This window comes from Geodermatophilus marinus, assembly GCF_003428645.1.
Taxonomy (GTDB): domain Bacteria; phylum Actinomycetota; class Actinomycetes; order Mycobacteriales; family Geodermatophilaceae; genus Geodermatophilus.
In genome coordinates this window covers 22,471-39,020 of the sequence record NZ_QVQH01000004.1, presented here as the reverse complement: position 1 = coordinate 39,020, position 16,550 = coordinate 22,471, and the positions used below count along the sequence as shown (strand labels likewise).

General features: G+C 75.5%; 16 protein-coding genes. 15 read left to right on the top strand and 1 reads right to left on the bottom strand.

Going from position 1 to position 16,550, the window contains the following annotated elements; translation table 11 throughout:
• Positions 1–3: 3 nt before the first annotated feature.
• From D0Z06_RS05875 to D0Z06_RS05860, 4 genes are all read left to right on the top strand, one after another.
• The gene (locus D0Z06_RS05875; RefSeq protein ID WP_233517478.1) at positions 4–732 is read left to right on the top strand and encodes an ABC transporter permease; all 729 of its coding nucleotides are present in this window, start codon (positions 4–6) and stop codon (positions 730–732) included.
• Positions 729–1,466 carry an ABC transporter permease gene (locus D0Z06_RS05870; RefSeq protein ID WP_117376659.1) on the top strand — a complete coding sequence of 246 codons (738 nt, stop codon included), beginning with the start codon at positions 729–731 and terminating at the stop codon, positions 1,464–1,466. The genes D0Z06_RS05875 and D0Z06_RS05870 overlap by 4 nt, the downstream gene beginning before the upstream one ends.
• 157 nt (positions 1,467–1,623) lie before the next feature.
• Positions 1,624–2,631 carry a glycine betaine ABC transporter substrate-binding protein gene (locus D0Z06_RS05865; RefSeq protein ID WP_117376452.1) on the top strand — a complete coding sequence of 336 codons (1,008 nt, stop codon included), beginning with the start codon at positions 1,624–1,626 and terminating at the stop codon, positions 2,629–2,631.
• Positions 2,632–2,737: 106 nt separating this feature from the next.
• Positions 2,738–3,970: a DUF6779 domain-containing protein gene (locus D0Z06_RS05860; protein ID WP_117376451.1), complete on the top strand. Its 1,233-nt coding sequence runs from the start codon at positions 2,738–2,740 to the stop codon at positions 3,968–3,970.
• A gap of 115 nt (positions 3,971–4,085) precedes the next feature.
• Here the strand turns inward: D0Z06_RS05860 and D0Z06_RS05855 are convergent, their stop codons facing one another.
• A complete protein-coding gene (locus D0Z06_RS05855; RefSeq protein ID WP_117376657.1) occupies positions 4,086–4,829 on the bottom strand; it encodes an SDR family oxidoreductase in 744 nt (247 codons plus the stop codon).
• Positions 4,830–5,090: 261 nt separating this feature from the next.
• Here D0Z06_RS05855 and D0Z06_RS05850 point away from each other — a divergent pair, with 261 nt between their 5' ends.
• The 11 genes from D0Z06_RS05850 to D0Z06_RS05800 all read left to right on the top strand — a co-directional run bounded on the left by D0Z06_RS05850 (position 5,091) and on the right by D0Z06_RS05800 (position 16,468).
• Positions 5,091–6,041 (top strand): Rossmann-like and DUF2520 domain-containing protein, encoded by a 951-nt coding sequence (locus D0Z06_RS05850; protein WP_117376450.1) that lies wholly within the window; start codon positions 5,091–5,093, stop codon positions 6,039–6,041.
• A complete protein-coding gene (gene panC, locus D0Z06_RS05845; protein ID WP_233517477.1) occupies positions 6,038–6,892 on the top strand; it encodes a pantoate--beta-alanine ligase in 855 nt (284 codons plus the stop codon). Before D0Z06_RS05850 ends, panC begins: the two co-directional genes overlap by 4 nt.
• Positions 6,889–7,398, top strand: a complete 510-nt coding sequence (gene panD, locus D0Z06_RS05840; protein WP_304999749.1) for an aspartate 1-decarboxylase — start codon at positions 6,889–6,891, stop codon at positions 7,396–7,398. Before panC ends, panD begins: the two co-directional genes overlap by 4 nt.
• Positions 7,395–9,071, top strand: a complete 1,677-nt coding sequence (locus tag D0Z06_RS05835; RefSeq protein ID WP_117376449.1) for an L-aspartate oxidase — start codon at positions 7,395–7,397, stop codon at positions 9,069–9,071. Before panD ends, D0Z06_RS05835 begins: the two co-directional genes overlap by 4 nt.
• Before the next feature lie 35 nt (positions 9,072–9,106).
• Positions 9,107–10,051 carry a carboxylating nicotinate-nucleotide diphosphorylase gene (gene nadC / locus D0Z06_RS05830; RefSeq protein WP_199522153.1) on the top strand — a complete coding sequence of 315 codons (945 nt, stop codon included), beginning with the start codon at positions 9,107–9,109 and terminating at the stop codon, positions 10,049–10,051.
• 37 nt (positions 10,052–10,088) lie between these two features.
• A complete protein-coding gene (locus tag D0Z06_RS05825; RefSeq protein ID WP_233517476.1) occupies positions 10,089–10,952 on the top strand; it encodes a type III pantothenate kinase in 864 nt (287 codons plus the stop codon).
• An 11-nt stretch (positions 10,953–10,963) separates the two neighbouring features.
• Complete coding sequence (lysS, locus tag D0Z06_RS05820; protein ID WP_117376448.1) at positions 10,964–12,469, top strand: lysine--tRNA ligase; 1,506 nt, start codon at positions 10,964–10,966, stop codon at positions 12,467–12,469.
• A 182-nt stretch (positions 12,470–12,651) separates the two neighbouring features.
• On the top strand, positions 12,652–13,005 hold the full coding sequence (locus D0Z06_RS05815) for a histone-like nucleoid-structuring protein Lsr2 (protein ID WP_117376447.1): 354 nt from the start codon (positions 12,652–12,654) through the stop codon (positions 13,003–13,005).
• A 129-nt stretch (positions 13,006–13,134) separates the two neighbouring features.
• Complete coding sequence (locus tag D0Z06_RS05810; RefSeq protein WP_117376446.1) at positions 13,135–13,443, top strand: hypothetical protein; 309 nt, start codon at positions 13,135–13,137, stop codon at positions 13,441–13,443.
• Positions 13,440–13,697 carry a hypothetical protein gene (locus D0Z06_RS05805; protein WP_117376445.1) on the top strand — a complete coding sequence of 86 codons (258 nt, stop codon included), beginning with the start codon at positions 13,440–13,442 and terminating at the stop codon, positions 13,695–13,697. The genes D0Z06_RS05810 and D0Z06_RS05805 overlap by 4 nt, the downstream gene beginning before the upstream one ends.
• Before the next feature lie 227 nt (positions 13,698–13,924).
• Complete coding sequence (locus D0Z06_RS05800) at positions 13,925–16,468, top strand: ATP-dependent Clp protease ATP-binding subunit (RefSeq protein WP_117376444.1); 2,544 nt, start codon at positions 13,925–13,927, stop codon at positions 16,466–16,468.
• Positions 16,469–16,550 lie beyond the last annotated feature (82 nt).

The window sequence follows — 16,550 nt, the reverse complement described above, 5'->3', positions numbered from 1 at the left end:
GACGTGGCCTTCCTGGGAGCGCGCCCTCTGCTGGACGCGGCGAGCGGCTCGGTGGTGGTCGCGGCGGAGGAGGCGCCGAACCCCTGGTTCGACCCGTCCTACGTGACCGCCAACTGGTCCACCATTGTGGGCTACGCCGGCCAGCACGTCAGGCTCACGATCGGTGCGGTGCTGCTCGGGGCCCTGATCGCGCTGCCGCTGGCCCTGCTCGCCCGCCGCACCCGGTGGCTGTCCGGGCCGGTCCTCGGCCTCTCGACGATCGTCTACACGATCCCCTCGCTGGCCATGTTCGCGTTCCTGGCCCCGTACACCGGCCCGCTGTCGGCCACCACGGTGCTGGTCGGCCTGACCCTCTACACGCTGGTCATCCTCGTGCGGAACTTCCTCGCCGGGCTGCAGGCGGTGCCACCCGACGTCCGGGAGGCCGCCCGGGGGATGGGCTACGGCCCGGCGCGGCTGTTCCTCCAGGTCGACCTGCCGCTGGCCCTGCCCGCCTTCATGGCCGGCCTGCGGATCGCGACCGTCTCCACGGTCGCCCTGGTCACCGTCGGGGTCATAACCGGCAACGGCGGCCTCGGCCAGCTGATCATCGGCGGCTTCAACAGCAACTTCTACCGGGCGGAGATCGTCACCGGCGCGCTGGGCTGCGTGCTGCTCGCGCTCACCGCGGACCTGCTGCTCGCCGGGGCGGAGCGCCTGCTCACCCCGTGGACCCGGGCGGTGCGGGCGTGAACGACTTCCGGGACGCGTTCGTCTACCTCAACGACCCGTTCAACTGGACCAGGCCCGGGGGCATCCTGGACCTGCTGGTCGAGCACCTGACCATCTCGGTGCTCGCCGTGCTGGCGGCCGCGGCCCTGGCCGTCCCGCTCGGCATCCTCATCGCGACCACCGGCCGGGGCAGCGGCGCGGTCGTCGTGGTGTCGAACGTGAGCCGGGCGATCCCGACGCTGGCGCTGCTCACCGTCTTCGCCGTCACGCCCATCGGCTTCGGGCCCCGCGCCACCACGATCGCGCTGGCGGTCTTCGCCGTCCCGCCGATCCTCACCAACACCTTCGTCGGCTTCCGCGGGGTGGACGCCGACGTCCGCGAGGCGGCGCGGGGGATGGGGCTCAGCCGGGGGCAGGTCATCCGCCGGGTCGACCTCCCGCTCGCCCTGCCCCTGGTGATGACCGGCCTGCGCACGGCCGCGGTGCAGGTGGTGGCCACCGCCTCGCTGGCCGCCCTGGTCGCCGGGGGCGGGCTCGGCCAGATCATCACGCTCGGCTTCGGCCAGCAGGACTACGGCCAGATGATCGCCGGGGCGCTGCTGGTGGCGCTGCTCGCGCTGGCCACCGAGGCCGTGCTCGTGCTGGTCTCGTGGGCCGTGACGCCCGGCCGGCGCCGGCTGCCCTTCCCGCCCCGGCGCCGCGACCGCACGCCGGCCGGCGAGCCGGAGGCCACCGCGGTCGGCGTCCCCTCCTGAGCCCCCCGGCCCCGGGACCTTGCGTAACAACCGGGCAACACCTGCGGATCCGGGTTGGCCGGGGGCCGATGCGGAGGGTTGCATGTGCGGCGCGGGACACCTCCCGCCAGACACGCGTCGCGGCCGCCTGCCGCACGGGACACAGAAGGCGGGACTCATGCGCAGGATCTCCCGGGTCATCCCCCCAGTCGCCCTGGCGGCGGTGCTGCTCACCGCGTGCGGCGAGTCCGGCTCGTCGGGCACCGGCGGCGGGGGTGGCGGCGGTACGGCCTCCGGCGACGCCTGCGCCCCGGTCGCCGGCGACCAGCTCGTCGTCCTCGAGGACGACCAGCAGCTGCAGAACGCCGACAACGTCGTCCCGGCCGTCAACGCCGCCACCGCCGCGGCCAACCCGGCGCTGCTGCCGGCCCTCGACGCGGTGTCCGCGGCGCTCACCACCGAGGACCTCATCGACATGAACGCCGCGGTGGACCTCGAGCGGCGCAGCGCCGAGGAGGTCGCCGCCGAGTGGGTCGAGGCCAACGTGGACACCAGCGGCCTCGAGCAGGGCAGCGGGCCGATCGTCGTCGGTGGCGCCAACTTCACCGAGTCGACGATCCTGGCCAACGTCTACGCCGACGTGCTCCAGGCCGCCGGCTTCGACGCCTCGGTCACCGAGGTCGGCAACCGCGAGCTGTACCTGCCGGCGCTGCAGTCCGGCGCCGACATCCAGGTCTTCCCCGAGTACCTCGCCACGGTCACCGACTTCCTCAACCGCCAGGTCAACGGTGCCGACGCCGAGGGAGTGGCCAGCGGGGACGTCCAGGAGACGGTCACCGCCCTCCAGCCGCTGGCCGAGCAGGCCGGGCTGGTGTTCGGCGAGCCGAGCGAGGCCGCCGACCAGAACGCGTTCGCGGTCACCGAGACCTTCGCCGACCAGGTGGGCGTCTCGACGCTCTCCGAGCTCGCCGACGCCTGCGGGGACGGGTCCCTCGTGCTCGGCGGGCCGGCCGAGTGCCCGGAGCGGCCGCAGTGCCAGCCCGGCCTGGAGGAGACCTACGGCCTGCAGTTCGCCGACTTCCGCGAGCTGGACGCCGGCGGCCCGCTGACCAAGAGCGCGATCCAGCAGGGCGAGGTCTCGATCGGCCTGGTCTTCAGCTCGGACGGGGCGCTCGCGCAGGGCTGAGCCGACACCACCGCGCCGGGGGCGCCGGGACGACGTCCCGGCGCCCCCCGCCGTGTCCCGTGTCCGCAACGTGGCCGCGGCCTCGCGGAGCGTTACGCTGGCCGCCATGTCGACGGACGGGAACGCGGCGCCGTCGCCGGTCCGGGCAGGCCCGCGGGCGCTCGGCCTGGTGGCCGGCGCCGCGCTCGCCGCGGCCGCCACCGTGGTGGTCCTGCTCGCCGACGACGTCCGCGTCCTGCGGCTGGCCGTGCTGGCCTGCGCCTGGGCCTTCGTCCTCGCCGCCCTCGTCGCCACCCGCCGCGGGGCCGGCGCCGGCACCGACCGCGAGGTCGCGCAGTGGCTGGCGCACGAGCGCGACGTCGCCGTCCGCCGCGAGCAGCGGACCCAGGACGAGGGACGCCGGGAGGTCGAAGCGGCGCTGCGGGGGGACCTGGCGGCGCTGCGGCGCGACCTCGAGGTGCTGCGGGGTGACCTGGGCCGGGTCTCCGGCCTGGCCCCGGACCTCGCGGAGGCGGCCCGGCTCGGCCGGGAGCTGACCGGTCCCGCCGGCCTGCGGGCGGAGCTGGGGCAGCTGCCGGCGCTGCGCGGTGACCTCGACCGGGTCGCCGCCCTGCGCGCGGACGTCGAGGGCCTGCGGCGGGAGGTCGCCGCGCTCGACGGGCTGCGCGGCGGGCTGGCCGACCTGGCCGGGCTGCGCGCGGAGCTCGCCGCCCTGGCCGACCTGCGCACCGACGTCGGGCGGCTGCGCACCGGGCTGGGGGAGCGGGCCTCGGGGGAGATGCTGGTCGAGCGGGTGACGCTGCGGACCCAGTCCCTGCGCACCGGCCCGGCGACGGTGGAGTCCCCGGCGGTCGTGGCCGACCCGGTCGTCACCGCGGAACCGGTCCGGGCGGCGGAGCCCGCACCGACGGCCGCCGTCCCCGCCCCCCGCGAGCTGGCCCCGGCGGCTCCCGCCCTCACCGTCGAGGACCTCACCGGCAGCCGCTGGCCGCGGCACGAGTTCCCCGTCGGCCGTCCCCCGGCGCCGGCGGAGGAGCCGCGCCGGCGCCGCACCGACGCCGCCGCGCCGCCGGCGGACCCGCTGCTCACGGTCGAGCGACCGGCCGTCGTGGTCGGGGAGGCCGCGGAGCCGGCGCCCGAGCAGCGCCGGGACCAGCCGGTGGCCCAGCAGGTCCGCCCGCCGGTGCCGCGTGCCGCCACCGGGGACCCCGGCTCGGCCCGGCTGGCCGAGATCCTCGCGCAGAACGGGGTGGCCCCGGCCGGTGGCCGGCGGCGTCGCCGCTACCGCGAGGACGGCGAGGACGACGACGTCCTCGCCCGGGTGCTCGGCCGCGCCTGACCCCGGCCCGTGCGGGCGTCGGGGGGGCGCGGGTGGCCCCGTCCCGAGGCTCACCGCGAGGCCCCGTCCCGAGGCTCACCGCGAGCGTGTGAGCGGCGAGGGGGACGGGGTCCTTCTAGGCCGGGCCGCGCGAGAGCGCCCCGCCGTCGAGCACGAGCGTCTGGCCGGTGACCCAGCCGGCACCGTCGCCGAGCAGGTAGGCCGCGGCCTCCCCGACGTCCCCGGGCTCGCCGAGCCGGCCCACGGGGTACTGCGCGGCGGCCTCGGCCTCCCGCCCCTCGTACAGGGCGCCGGCGAAGCGGGTCTTCACCACCGCGGGTGCCACGGCGTTCACCCGCACGGTGGGGCCCAGCTCGACCGACAGCTGCGTGACCAGGTTGATCAGCGCGGCCTTGCTCACCCCGTAGCCGCCGATCATCGGCGAGGACTTCAGCCCCGCGACCGAGGCGACGACCAGGACCGAGCCGCCGTGCTCGCGCATCCAGGCCCGCCAGGCCTCCTGCACCAGGCCCAGCGTGGAGACGACGTTGGTGTCGAGGATCTTGCGGAAGCTGTCCAGCTCGAGGTCGACCATCGGGCCGTACACGGGGTTGATGCCGACGTTGCCGACCAGCATGTCGAGGCCGCCGAAGCTGTCGACGGCGGTGCGCACGGCCTCGGCCCGGTGCCCGGCGTCCCCCGCGTTGCCGGCCACGCCGACCGCGACGTCCGGCCCGCCCAGCGCGGTGACCGCCTCGGTCAGGGCCTCCTGCTTGCGGGCCGTGAGGACGACGCGCGCCCCGCGGTCGACCAGGCTCCGCGCGATCCCCAGCCCGATGCCGCGGCTGGCGCCGGTCACCAGCGCGGTGCGCCCCTCCATCGTGCCCACTCGTCCTCCTGCCGTCGGTCGGTCCGCCGCCGGACACCGTAGGCGCCTCCCCGAGTGAGGCACCCCACAGGGTGCAGGCGTTGCACCTGCCCCGCGGCGGTCACAGACTCGCGTTCGGCGTCCCCCGCGTGGCACACCCGGTCGCAGCGGCCCGGGCGCCGGCACCACCCGCGACACCCGGCGGGCCGCGACGACGCGGTCCGCGACCTGCGAGTCCGGTACCCGGTAGGGACTGGAACGAGAGGTGCACCGATGCCTGCTGCCCGCAGGACCCCCCGCGCCGCCGGCCTGCCGCCGGCGGAGTCCGCCCCCGCCCGCCTCCGCGTGGGCGTCGTCGGCGCCGGCCGCGTCGGCGCCGTCCTGGGTGCGGCGCTCGCCGCCGCCGGCCACGAGGTGGTCGCCGCCGCCGGCGTCTCCTCGGCCTCCGCCGAGCGCGCCGCCCGCCTGCTGCCCGGCGTCCCGCTGGTGCCCACCGACGAGGTGGTCGCCGCCGCCGACCTCGTGGTCCTCGCCGTCCCCGACGACACGCTGCCCGGTCTGGTCGCCGGGCTCGCCGAGACCGGGATCTGGCGGCCGGGCCAGCTCACCTTCCACACCTCCGGCGCCCACGGCCTGGCCGTCCTGGCCCCTGCCGCGGCGACCGGCGTCCTGCCGCTGGCCCTGCACCCGGCGATGACCTTCACCGGCGCCCCCGAGGACGTCGACCGCCTGGCCGGCGCCCCCTTCGCGGTCACCAGCGCCCCGGAGCACCTGCCGGTCGCCGAGGCGCTGGTCCTCGAGATGGGCGGCGAGCCGTTCGCCGTCGCCGAGGACGACCGGCGGCTGTACCACGCGGCCCTGGTCACCGGGGCCAACCACCTGGTCACCCTCGTCGCCGAGGCGGCCGACCTGCTCCGGGCCGCCGGGGTGGACAGCCCCGCGCGGGTGCTCGCCCCGCTGCTGACCGCCGCCCTGGACAACGGGCTGCGCCGCGGCGACCGCGGGCTCACCGGCCCGGTCAGCCGGGGGGACGTCGGCACCGTGGCCGACCACCTGGAGACCCTGACCGAGCGGGCACCGGACGCGGTCGCCGGCTACGTCGCGATGGCGCGGCGCACCACCGAGCGCGCCCTGGTCGCCGGCCGGCTCAAGCGGCACGAGGGCGCCCCGCTGCTGGAGCTGCTGGAGGCCGCGCAGGCCGGCGACGCGGCGGGCTCCCGGTGAGCACCGCCACCGCCCCCGCGGTGGCCGAGACCACCGCCGACCTCCGCGCGCTGCGGGCCCGGCTGCCCGCCCCGGTCGCGCTCGTGCCGACGATGGGCGCGCTGCACGAGGGGCACCGCACGCTGGTCCGGGCCGCCCGCGAGCGGGCCGGCAGCGTCGTCGCCTCGGTGTTCGTCAACCCCGCCCAGTTCGGCCCGGGGGAGGACTTCGACCGCTACCCGCGCACCTGGGACGCCGACCTCGCCGCGCTGGCCGAGGAGGGCGCCGACGCCGTCTTCCACCCGCCGGTCGAGGAGGTCTACCCGCCCGGTGCGGCGGGGGTGAGCGTCCAGCCCGGCCCGCTGGGGTCGGTGCTCGAGGGTGCCGTGCGGCCCGGCCACTTCGCCGGCGTCCTCACCGTGGTGGCGAAGCTGTTCGGGCTGGTCCGGCCCGACCTCGCGCTGTTCGGCGAGAAGGACTACCAGCAGCTGGTGCTCATCCGCGCGATGGCCCGCGAGCTGGCCCTCGGCGTCGAGGTGGTCGGCGTCCCCACCGTCCGCGAGGAGGACGGGCTGGCGCTGTCCTCCCGCAACCGCTACCTCTCGCCGGAACAGCGGGCCACCGCCGCCGCGTTGTCCGGGGCACTGCGGTCCGGCGCCGCGGCCGGCCCCCGGGGCGGCGGTGCCGTGCTCGCCGCCGCGCGGGAGGTGCTGGCCGGCACCCCCGGTCTGGTGCCCGACTACCTCGAGCTCACCGACCCCGACCTCGGCCCGGCCCCCGCGGCCGGACCGGCCCGCCTGCTGGTCGCCGCGCGCGCCGGCAGCACCCGACTCATCGACAACCTGCCCGTGGAACTCGGAGAGACCCGATGATGCGCACGATGCTCAAGTCCAAGATCCACCGGGCGACGGTCACCCAGGCCGACCTGCACTACGTGGGCTCGGTGACCGTCGACGAGGACCTCCTCGACGCCGCGGACCTGCTGCCCGGCGAGCAGGTGGCCATCGTCGACATCACCAACGGCGCCCGGCTGGAGACCTACGTCATCCCCGGCGAGCGCGGCAGCGGGGTGATCGGCATCAACGGTGCCGCCGCGCACCTGGTGCACCCCGGCGACCTGGTCATCCTGATCAGCTACGGCCTCATGGACGAGACCGAGGCGAAGTCCTACCTGCCCAGGGTCGTGCACGTCGACGCCGCCAACCGGGTCGTCGACCTCGGCGCCGACCCCTCGGCCCCCGTGCCGGGCGCGGAGGATCACCGGCGGAGCCCCCTGGCGTCACGGCCTCGTCCCGGGTCCCCTCGCGGGCTCGCGAGCGGAGGGCAGGACGAGGTCCTCCTCCAGGCGCGCAGCGACCTGGGTGTGCCGGTCCGGTGACCACCGTCGCGGCCGCCCCGGTCACCGGGCTGCCGCTGCGCCTGTCGGCCCCCGAGCCCGGGTGGGAGCTCACCGCCGACGTCTGCGTGGTGGGCTCCGGGGTGGCCGGCCTCTGCGTGGCCCTGCACGCCCGGGCGGCGGGGCTGTCGGTGGCCGTCGTCACCAAGGTCCGCGCCGACGCCGGCTCCACGCGCTGGGCGCAGGGCGGCATCGCGGCGGTCCTCGACCCCACCGACAGCCCGGAGGCGCACGCCCGCGACACCGAGGTCGCCGGGGTCGGGCTGTGCGAGACCGCGGCGGTCGACGTGCTGGTGCACGAGGGCCCGGGCCGGCTGCGCCAGCTCATCGAGTGGGGCGCGGCCTTCGACCGCGACCCGTCGGGCCGGCTGCTGCTCACCCGCGAGGGCGGCCACTCGGCCGACCGCATCGTGCACGCCGGCGGTGACGCCACCGGCTCGGAGGTGCAGCGCACCCTGCAGGACGCCGTCCGCGCCGACCCCCTCGTCACCCTCGTCGAGCACGCGATGGTGCTGGACCTGCTCACCGACGCCGACGGCCGCGCCGCCGGCGTCACCCTGCACGTGCTCGGCGAGGGCAGCGCGGACGGCGTCGGCGCGGTGCGCGCCCGCGCGGTCGTGCTCGCCACCGGCGGCATGGGTCAGGTGTACGCGGCGACCACCAACCCGTCGGTCTCCACGGGGGACGGCGTCGCCCTCGGCCTGCGCGCGGGCGCCGTGGCCACCGACCTCGAGTTCGTGCAGTTCCACCCCACCTCGCTGTGGCTCGGCCCCGGGGTCCGCGGCCAGCAGCCGCTGGTCAGCGAGGCCCTGCGCGGCGAGGGCGCGGTCCTGCGCGACGGCACGGGGGAGCGGTTCATGCTCGGCGTCCACCCGATGGCCGAGCTGGCGCCCCGCGACGTCGTGGCCAAGGCGATCACCGGGGTGCAGCTGCGCGACGGCGTCCCGCACGTGTGGCTCGACGCCCGGGAGGTCCCCCGGGTGGCCGAGCGCTTCCCGACGATCACCGCGAGCTGCCGGTCGGCGGGCATCGACCCGGCCACCGACCTGGTGCCGGTCACCCCGGCCGCGCACTACGCCTCCGGCGGCCTGGTCACCGACCTCGCCGGGCGGACGACGGTGCCCGGCCTCTACGCCTGCGGCGAGGTGGCCTGCACCGGCGTGCACGGGGCCAACCGGCTGGCCTCCAACTCGCTGCTGGAGGGGCTGGTCTTCGCCGCCCGCATCGGCGCCGAGCTGGCCCGGGCGCTGCCGCCCGCGATGCCCGCCGTCGTCGCCCCGGCGGTGCCCTCCGGGCTGCTCGACCCGGCCGGCCGCCGCGAGGTCACCGACACCATGTCCGCCCGCGTCGGGGCGCTGCGCAGCGGCGCGGGCCTGGCCGAGGCCACCGGCCGGCTGGCCGCCCTGGCCGCCGGCCTCGGCCCCGAGGTGCCCCCGGGCGTGGCCGGCTGGGAGGCCACCGACCTGCTCACCGTGGCCGCCGCGCTGGCGACCGCGGCCGCCGCCCGGGAGGAGACCCGCGGCTGCCACTGGCGGGAGGACCACCCCGGCACCGAGGAGGCCTGGCGGGTGCACCTCGACCTCCGGCTCGACCGCGACGGCGCCCTGACCGTGGCCCGCCGCCCGGTGGGGACGCCGGTGGTGCCGCCGTGGTGACCGGCGACCCCCGGGTCGGGCGGGGAGCCGGAGGGGTGACCGGCGACCCCCGGGACCTCGCCGGGACCGGGCTGAGCGAGGCCTGGGTGGCCGACCTGGTCGAGCGCACCCTCGCCGAGGACCTCACCGGCGGCGCACCGCTGCCCAGCGCCCCGGACCTCGCGGTCACCCACGACGTCACCAGCGCCGCGACCGTCCCGGCCGGTCGGCTCGGCACCGCCGACCTGGTGGCCCGCGCCGACGGGGTGGTCGCCGGCCTGCCCCTCGCCGCCCGCGTCTTCACCCGGCTGGCCCCGGGCGCCGCGCTGACCGCCGGCGCCGCCGACGGCGACCGGGTGCGCCGCGGGGACGTGCTGCTCACCGTCCGGGGCCCGGTGCGCGCGCTGCTCGCCGCCGAGCGCAGCGCGCTGAACATCGCCGGCCGGGCCAGCGGCATCGCCACGCTGACCCGGCGGTGGGTGGACGCCGTCGAGGGCACCGGCGCCGTCGTCCTGGACACCCGCAAGACCACCCCGGGGTTGCGCCCGCTGGAGAAGTACGCCGTCCGCTGCGGCGGGGGCTCGAACAAGCGGATGGGCCTCTACGACGTGGCGATGGTCAAGGACAACCACGTCGCGGCCGCCGGGTCGGTCGCCGCCGCCGTCGCCGCCGTGCGGGAGCGCGCGCCGCGGGTGGCGGTGCAGGTGGAGGTCGACGAGCCGGCGCAGGCGGTCGAGGCCGTGGCGGCCGGCGCGGACTTCCTGCTCTGCGACAACATGCCGCCGGCCGTGCTCCGGGAGGTCGTCGCGCTGGTCGGCGGGCGCGCGGAGCTGGAGGCCACCGGGGGGCTGACCCTGGAGGTGGCCCGCGAGGTGGCCGCCACCGGGGTGGACTACCTCTCGGTCGGCGCGCTGACGCACTCCGCGCCGGCCCTCGACGTGGCCCTCGACCTGCGGGTGGAGGTCGCCCGACCTGCGCAGCCGGTCCCGGCGGGCGCCTGATGGCCCCGACCGTGCAGCGCCCGCGGGGGAGGCGGCCGTGCTGCTGACCGTCGACGTCGGCAACAGCCAGACGGTGCTGGCCACCTTCGAGGGGGACCGGCGGGTCGGCTGCTGGCGGGTGACCACCGCGCCGCGGGCGACCTCCGACGAGCTGCGCATGCTGTGGCGGGGGCTGCTCCGGGACGCCGAGGTCACCGGGGTCTCGGCCTGCTCCACCGTGCCGGCCCTGCTGCCCGCGCTGCGCCAGCTGCTCGACTCCCTCGAGGTGCCGGTGGTCCTCATCGGCCCCGGCGTGCGGACCGGCGTCCCCCTGCACGTGGACAACCCCCGCGAGGTCGGTGCCGACCGCGTCGTCACCGCCCTCGCCGCGCACGAGCTGTTCGGCCGCGGGCCCGGCGGCTCCGGCCGCCCCGTGGTGGTCGTCGACTTCGGCACCTCGACCAACGTCGACGCCGTGGGCCCGGAGGGGCAGTTCCTCGGCGGCGCGCTGGCCCCCGGCGTGGAGGTGAGCCTCGAGGCGCTGGCCACCCGCGCCGCGCAGCTGCGGTCGGTGGAGCTCACCGTGCCACCGCACGCGATCGGCAAGAACACCGTCGCGGCCCTGCAGTCGGGGCTGGTCCTCGGTTTCGCCGGGCTGGTCGACGGACTGGTCAGCCGGATCGCGGGGGAGCTGGCCGCCCAGTTCGGCGCCGACCCGGTCGTCGTCGGCACCGGCGGGCTGGCGCCCCTGGTGGCCGGCAGCTGCCGGTCGATCACCGAGCGGGAACCCGACCTCACCGTGCACGGCCTGCGGCTGGCCTTCGAGCGCCACCAGGCCACCGCCGGCGGGGCCCGCCCCGCCGCAGCGCCCCCCGGCGGCCGCTCCCGCGGTCCCGGCCGGCCCCGGGGCGGCGCCTCGTAGGCTCGGGCCCCGTGAGCGAGCTCCCCCCTGGCCAGCCGGACGACGAACTCCCCGAGCAGCTCCGGGTCCGCCGGGCCAAGCTCGACCGGCTCCGGGAGGCGGGGGCCGACCCCTTCCCGGTCACGGTGCCGCGGACGGCGTCCCTGGCCGGGGTCCGCGAGCGGCACCCCGACCTCGCGCCCGACACGATGACCGGCGAGCGGGTCGGCGTCACCGGGCGGGTCATCTTCTCCCGCAACACCGGCAAGCTCTGCTTCGCGACGCTGCGCGAGGGGGACGCCGAGCTGCAGGTCATGCTCTCCCGCGACCGCGTGGGCGAGGCCGCGCTCGACGCCTGGAAGGCCGACGTCGACCTCGGCGACCACGTCTTCGTCGAGGGCGAGGTCGGCACGTCGCGCCGCGGTGAGCTCTCGGTGTTCGCCGACTCGTGGCGGCTGACCGCCAAGGCGCTGCGGCCGCTGCCGGTGGCGCACAAGCCGATGAGCGAGGAGCTGCGGGTCCGCCGCCGCTACGTCGACCTCATCGTGCGCGACGAGGCCCGCCGGACCGTGCGCCAGCGGGCCGCGGTGACGGCCGCCCTGCGCTCCGGGCTGACCGCCCGGGACTTCCTCGAGGTCGAGACGCCGATGCTGCAGACGGTGCACGGCGGGGCCGCGGCCCGCCCGTTCCGGACGCACATGAACGCCTTCGACCTCGACCTGTACCTGCGGATCGCGCCGGAGCTGTTCCTCAAGCGCTGCATCGTCGGGGGGCTGGACCGGGTCTTCGAGATCAACCGCAACTTCCGGAACGAGGGCGCCGACAGCTCGCACTCCCCGGAGTTCGCGATGCTGGAGTTCTACGCCGCCTACCTCGACTACCAGGACGTGGCGACCCTCACCCGCGAACTGGTCCAGGAGTGCTGCGCGGCCCTGTTCGGCGACCACGTCGCGCGCCACCACGACGGCACCGAGGTGGACCTGTCGGGGGAGTGGCGGCAGGCCCGGCTCTTCGACCTCGTCAGCGACGCGGTCGGCGAGGAGGTCACCCCGGGGACGACGGTCGAGCGGCTGCGCGCGCTCGCCGAGCGGCACGACGTCGGCGTCGACCCCGCCTGGCTGCCGGGCAAGGTGGTCGAGGAGCTGTTCGAGGCCCTGGTCCAGGACTCGCTGCAGGAACCCACGTTCGTGCTCGACTACCCGGTGGACACCTCACCGCTCACCCGGGCGCACCGCTCGACCCCGGGGGTGGCCGAGAAGTGGGACCTCTACATCGGGGGGGTCGAGCGGGCCACCGGCTACTCCGAGCTGGTCGACCCCGTGGTCCAGCGGGAGCGGTTCACCCAGCAGGCGCTGCTGGCCGCGGCCGGAGACCCGGAGGCCATGGTGCTCGACGAGGACTTCCTCGAGGCGCTCGAGTACGGGATGCCACCCACCGGCGGTGTGGGCATGGGCATGGACCGCCTGATGATGACGCTGACCGGGCTCGGTATCCGCGAGACCATCCTCTTCCCGTTGGTGCGGCCGATTACCGGATGAGCACGGGAACGGTCCGGAAACGCCGACGACGCCCTGGACCGGAACAGTTCCGTCCGTCACCGGTTGGGGTGTACCGCCATTTTCGTGCTGTTCTCCGCGCGGTATTGGGGTAAGAATGTGCATGCCATCCCGACCGGGTGGCGATGATGCCCTGAAAGGGGCCGTGTGGAAACGGAGTCCGAATGGCTCGCAAGGTCCAGGTGATCCTGAGCGACGACCTCGACGAGGACCTGCCGGCCGATGAGACCGTGAGCTTCTCTCTCGACGGCACGAACTACGAGATCGACCTCTCGGAGAAGAACGCCGAGCAGATGCGGGACGCGCTCTCCCGGTACGTGCAGGCCGCTCGCAAGGTGGGCCGCGGCAGCGGTCGCGCCTCCGGCGGTGGCCGGTCGCGGGCGACCGGTGGCGGCGGGCGCATGGACCGCGAGCAGGCCGGCGCGATCCGCGACTGGGCCCGCAAGAACGGGCACAACGTGAGCGACCGCGGTCGCATCCCGGCCGGCGTCGTGGAGGCCTACGAGGCCGCCCACTGATCGCGGGTGCGCCCACGACGGCCCGGTCCCTCACCGAGGGGCCGGGCCGTCGCCGTCCCCGGTCGCGGACGGCACGGGCAGGGGCGAAGGTCCCTGGGGTATTCCGGACGATCGAGTAACGCTCCGGGCATGCGCCACGAAGCGGCTCCCACCACTGCTCCCGGCGACCGGTTCGCCGACGTCCGGCCCCAGTCGCCGGGCTTCACCGCGACCCTCGACCAGAGGGCCGGCGCGATCCGGGTGCGCGGGCACCTGGACGCGGTGACGGCGGACCTGCTGCGCGGGGGCGTGCTCGCCCTGCAGGGTCTGGGCCACCGGCACGTCACCGTCCGGCTGATGCCCGCGGCCAGCGTCGACGCGGAGGCGTGCCGGCTGCTCGCCGACCTGGCCGAGCGGCTCGGGGCCGAGGGCGTGCGGCTCGAGGTGCGGTCGGCGTGAGCGCCGCCTGCGACCACACCCGGCACGGGCCGTGGACCGTCGGCGCCGACGAGGTGCAGCCACGCCCGTGGTCCGGGGAGACGGTGCACATGCCCGGCGGCCGGCTGCACGCGGTCAGCGACGACGGGCTCATCGCCGGTCGGGCGGTCTGCCTCGCCCCGGTCGCGCTCCTCGACCCGGTCGACTGGACCTGGCCGGACGACGCCGACGAGGAGTGGCCGCTGTGCTGGATCTGCCTCGCCCTCACCCGCTGACCGACGCCGCTGTCCGCTGACGGCGTAACCCGGCCGGAACACCGTCCCGTCAGCATCAGTTGGACCGGGCAGCCCCTGCTCCCCACCGGGCCCCGTGCACCGACGGGGAGCCGGGGTCCGCGACTACAGTGGAAAGACCGGTGCCCCGCGCGCCGACGGACGTCGGGTGCTCCTCCCCGCCACGGGGAGGGCAGCGCCGGACCAGCCGGTCAGAGGAGAAGCAGCAGATGTTCGAACGGTTCACCGACCGAGCCCGCCGCGTGGTCGTCCTGGCCCAGGAAGAGGCCCGGATGCTCAACCACAACTACATCGGCACCGAGCACATCCTCCTGGGCCTGATCCACGAGGGTGAGGGTGTCGCCGCCAAGGCTCTCGAGTCCCTCGGCATCTCGCTGGAGGGGGTCCGCCAGCAGGTGGAGGAGATCATCGGCCAGGGCCAGCAGGCCCCGTCCGGGCACATCCCCTTCACCCCGCGGGCCAAGAAGGTGCTCGAGCTGTCCCTGCGCGAGGCGCTGCAGCTCGGCCACAACTACATCGGCACCGAGCACATCCTGCTCGGGCTGATCCGCGAGGGCGAGGGCGTCGCCGCCCAGGTCCTCGTGAAGCTGGGCGCCGACCTCAACCGCGTCCGCCAGCAGGTCATCCAGCTGCTCTCCGGCTACCAGGGCAAGGAGCCGGCCGCGGCCGGCGGCCCGGCCGAGGGCACCCCGTCGACCTCGCTGGTGCTCGACCAGTTCGGCCGCAACCTGACCCAGGCCGCCCGCGACTCCAAGCTCGACCCGGTCATCGGGCGGGCCAAGGAGATCGAGCGGGTCATGCAGGTCCTGTCGCGGCGGACCAAGAACAACCCCGTCCTCATCGGCGAGCCCGGCGTCGGCAAGACCGCCGTCGTGGAGGGCCTGGCCCAGGCCATCGTCAAGGGCGAGGTCCCCGAGACGCTGAAGGACAAGCAGCTCTACACGCTGGACCTCGGCGCGCTCGTCGCCGGTTCCCGCTACCGCGGTGACTTCGAGGAGCGGCTGAAGAAGGTCCTCAAGGAGATCCGCACCCGCGGCGACATCATCCTGTTCATCGACGAGATCCACACCCTCGTCGGGGCCGGTGCCGCGGAGGGCGCGATCGACGCCGCCAGCATCCTCAAGCCGATGCTGGCCCGCGGCGAGCTGCAGACCATCGGCGCGACCACGCTCGACGAGTACCGCAAGCACCTGGAGAAGGACGCCGCGCTCGAGCGGCGCTTCCAGCCGATCCAGGTGGGCGAGCCGACGCTCACCCACACCATCGAGATCCTCAAGGGGCTGCGCGACCGGTACGAGGCGCACCACCGGATCAGCATCACCGACGGCGCGCTCGTCGCCGCGGCCACGCTGGCCGACCGGTACATCTCCGACCGCTTCCTGCCGGACAAGGCGATCGACCTGATCGACGAGGCCGGCGCCCGGATGCGCATCAAGCGGATGACCGCCCCGCCGGACCTCCGCGAGTTCGACGACCGGATCGCCGGCATCCGCCGCGAGAAGGAGTCGGCCATCGACGCGCAGGACTTCGAGAAGGCCGCGTCGTTGCGCGACAAGGAGAAGACCCTCCTGGCCGAGAAGGCCGAGCGCGAGAAGCAGTGGAAGGCCGGTGACATGGACGTCGTCGCCGAGGTCGACGACGAGCAGATCGCCGAGGTCCTCGCCAACTGGACCGGCATCCCGGTCTTCAAGCTGACCGAGGAGGAGACCACCCGGCTGCTGCGCATGGAGGAGGAGCTCCACAAGCGCATCATCGGCCAGGAAGAGGCCATCAAGAGCGTCAGCCAGGCGATCCGGCGGACGCGGGCGGGCCTCAAGGACCCGCGCCGTCCCGGCGGCTCCTTCATCTTCGCCGGCCCCTCGGGTGTCGGTAAGACGGAGCTGGCCAAGGCGCTGGCCCAGTTCCTGTTCGGTGAGGACGACGCCCTCATCCAGATCGACATGGGCGAGTTCCACGACCGCTTCACCGTGTCGCGGCTCGTCGGTGCCCCGCCCGGCTACGTCGGTTACGACGAGGGCGGCCAGCTGACCGAGAAGGTGCGGCGCAAGCCGTTCTCGGTGGTCCTCTTCGACGAGATCGAGAAGGCGCACGCGGACGTGTTCAACACGCTCCTGCAGGTGCTGGAGGACGGCCGGCTCACCGACGGTCAGGGCCGGATCGTGGACTTCAAGAACACGATCCTGATCCTCACGACCAACCTCGGGACGCGGGACATCTCCAAGGCCGTGGGGCTGGGCTTCCAGGTCGGCAACGACAGCCAGTCGAACTACGAGCGGATGAAGAACAAGGTCAACGAGGAGCTCAAGCAGCACTTCCGGCCGGAGTTCCTCAACCGCATCGACGACATCGTCGTGTTCCACCAGCTGACCGAGGAGGAGATCATCCAGATCGTCGACCTCATGGTCGCCCGGGTGGAGAGCCAGCTGGCCAACAAGGACATGTCGCTGGAGATCACGCAGGACGCCAAGAAGCTGCTGGCGGCCCGCGGGTTCGACCCGGTGCTGGGTGCCCGGCCGCTGCGCCGGACCATCCAGCGCGAGATCGAGGACGCGCTGTCGGAGAAGATCCTCTACGGCGAGCTGACCGCCGGTCAGATCATCGTGGTGGACGTCGAGGGCGAGGGCACCGACCAGAAGTTCGTCTTCCGGGGCGAGGCCAAGCCGATCGACCTGCCCGACAGCCCACCCGTGGCGCTGGCCGTCGGTGACGACGAGGACGGCAACGGGCCCACCAGCCTGAAGAAGGCCGAGTGACCCGCTAGCACGACCGGCGAGGGCCGCTCCCCGCACCGCGGGGGGCGGCCCTCGCCGCGTCCGCGCGAGGCGAGGCGCCCCG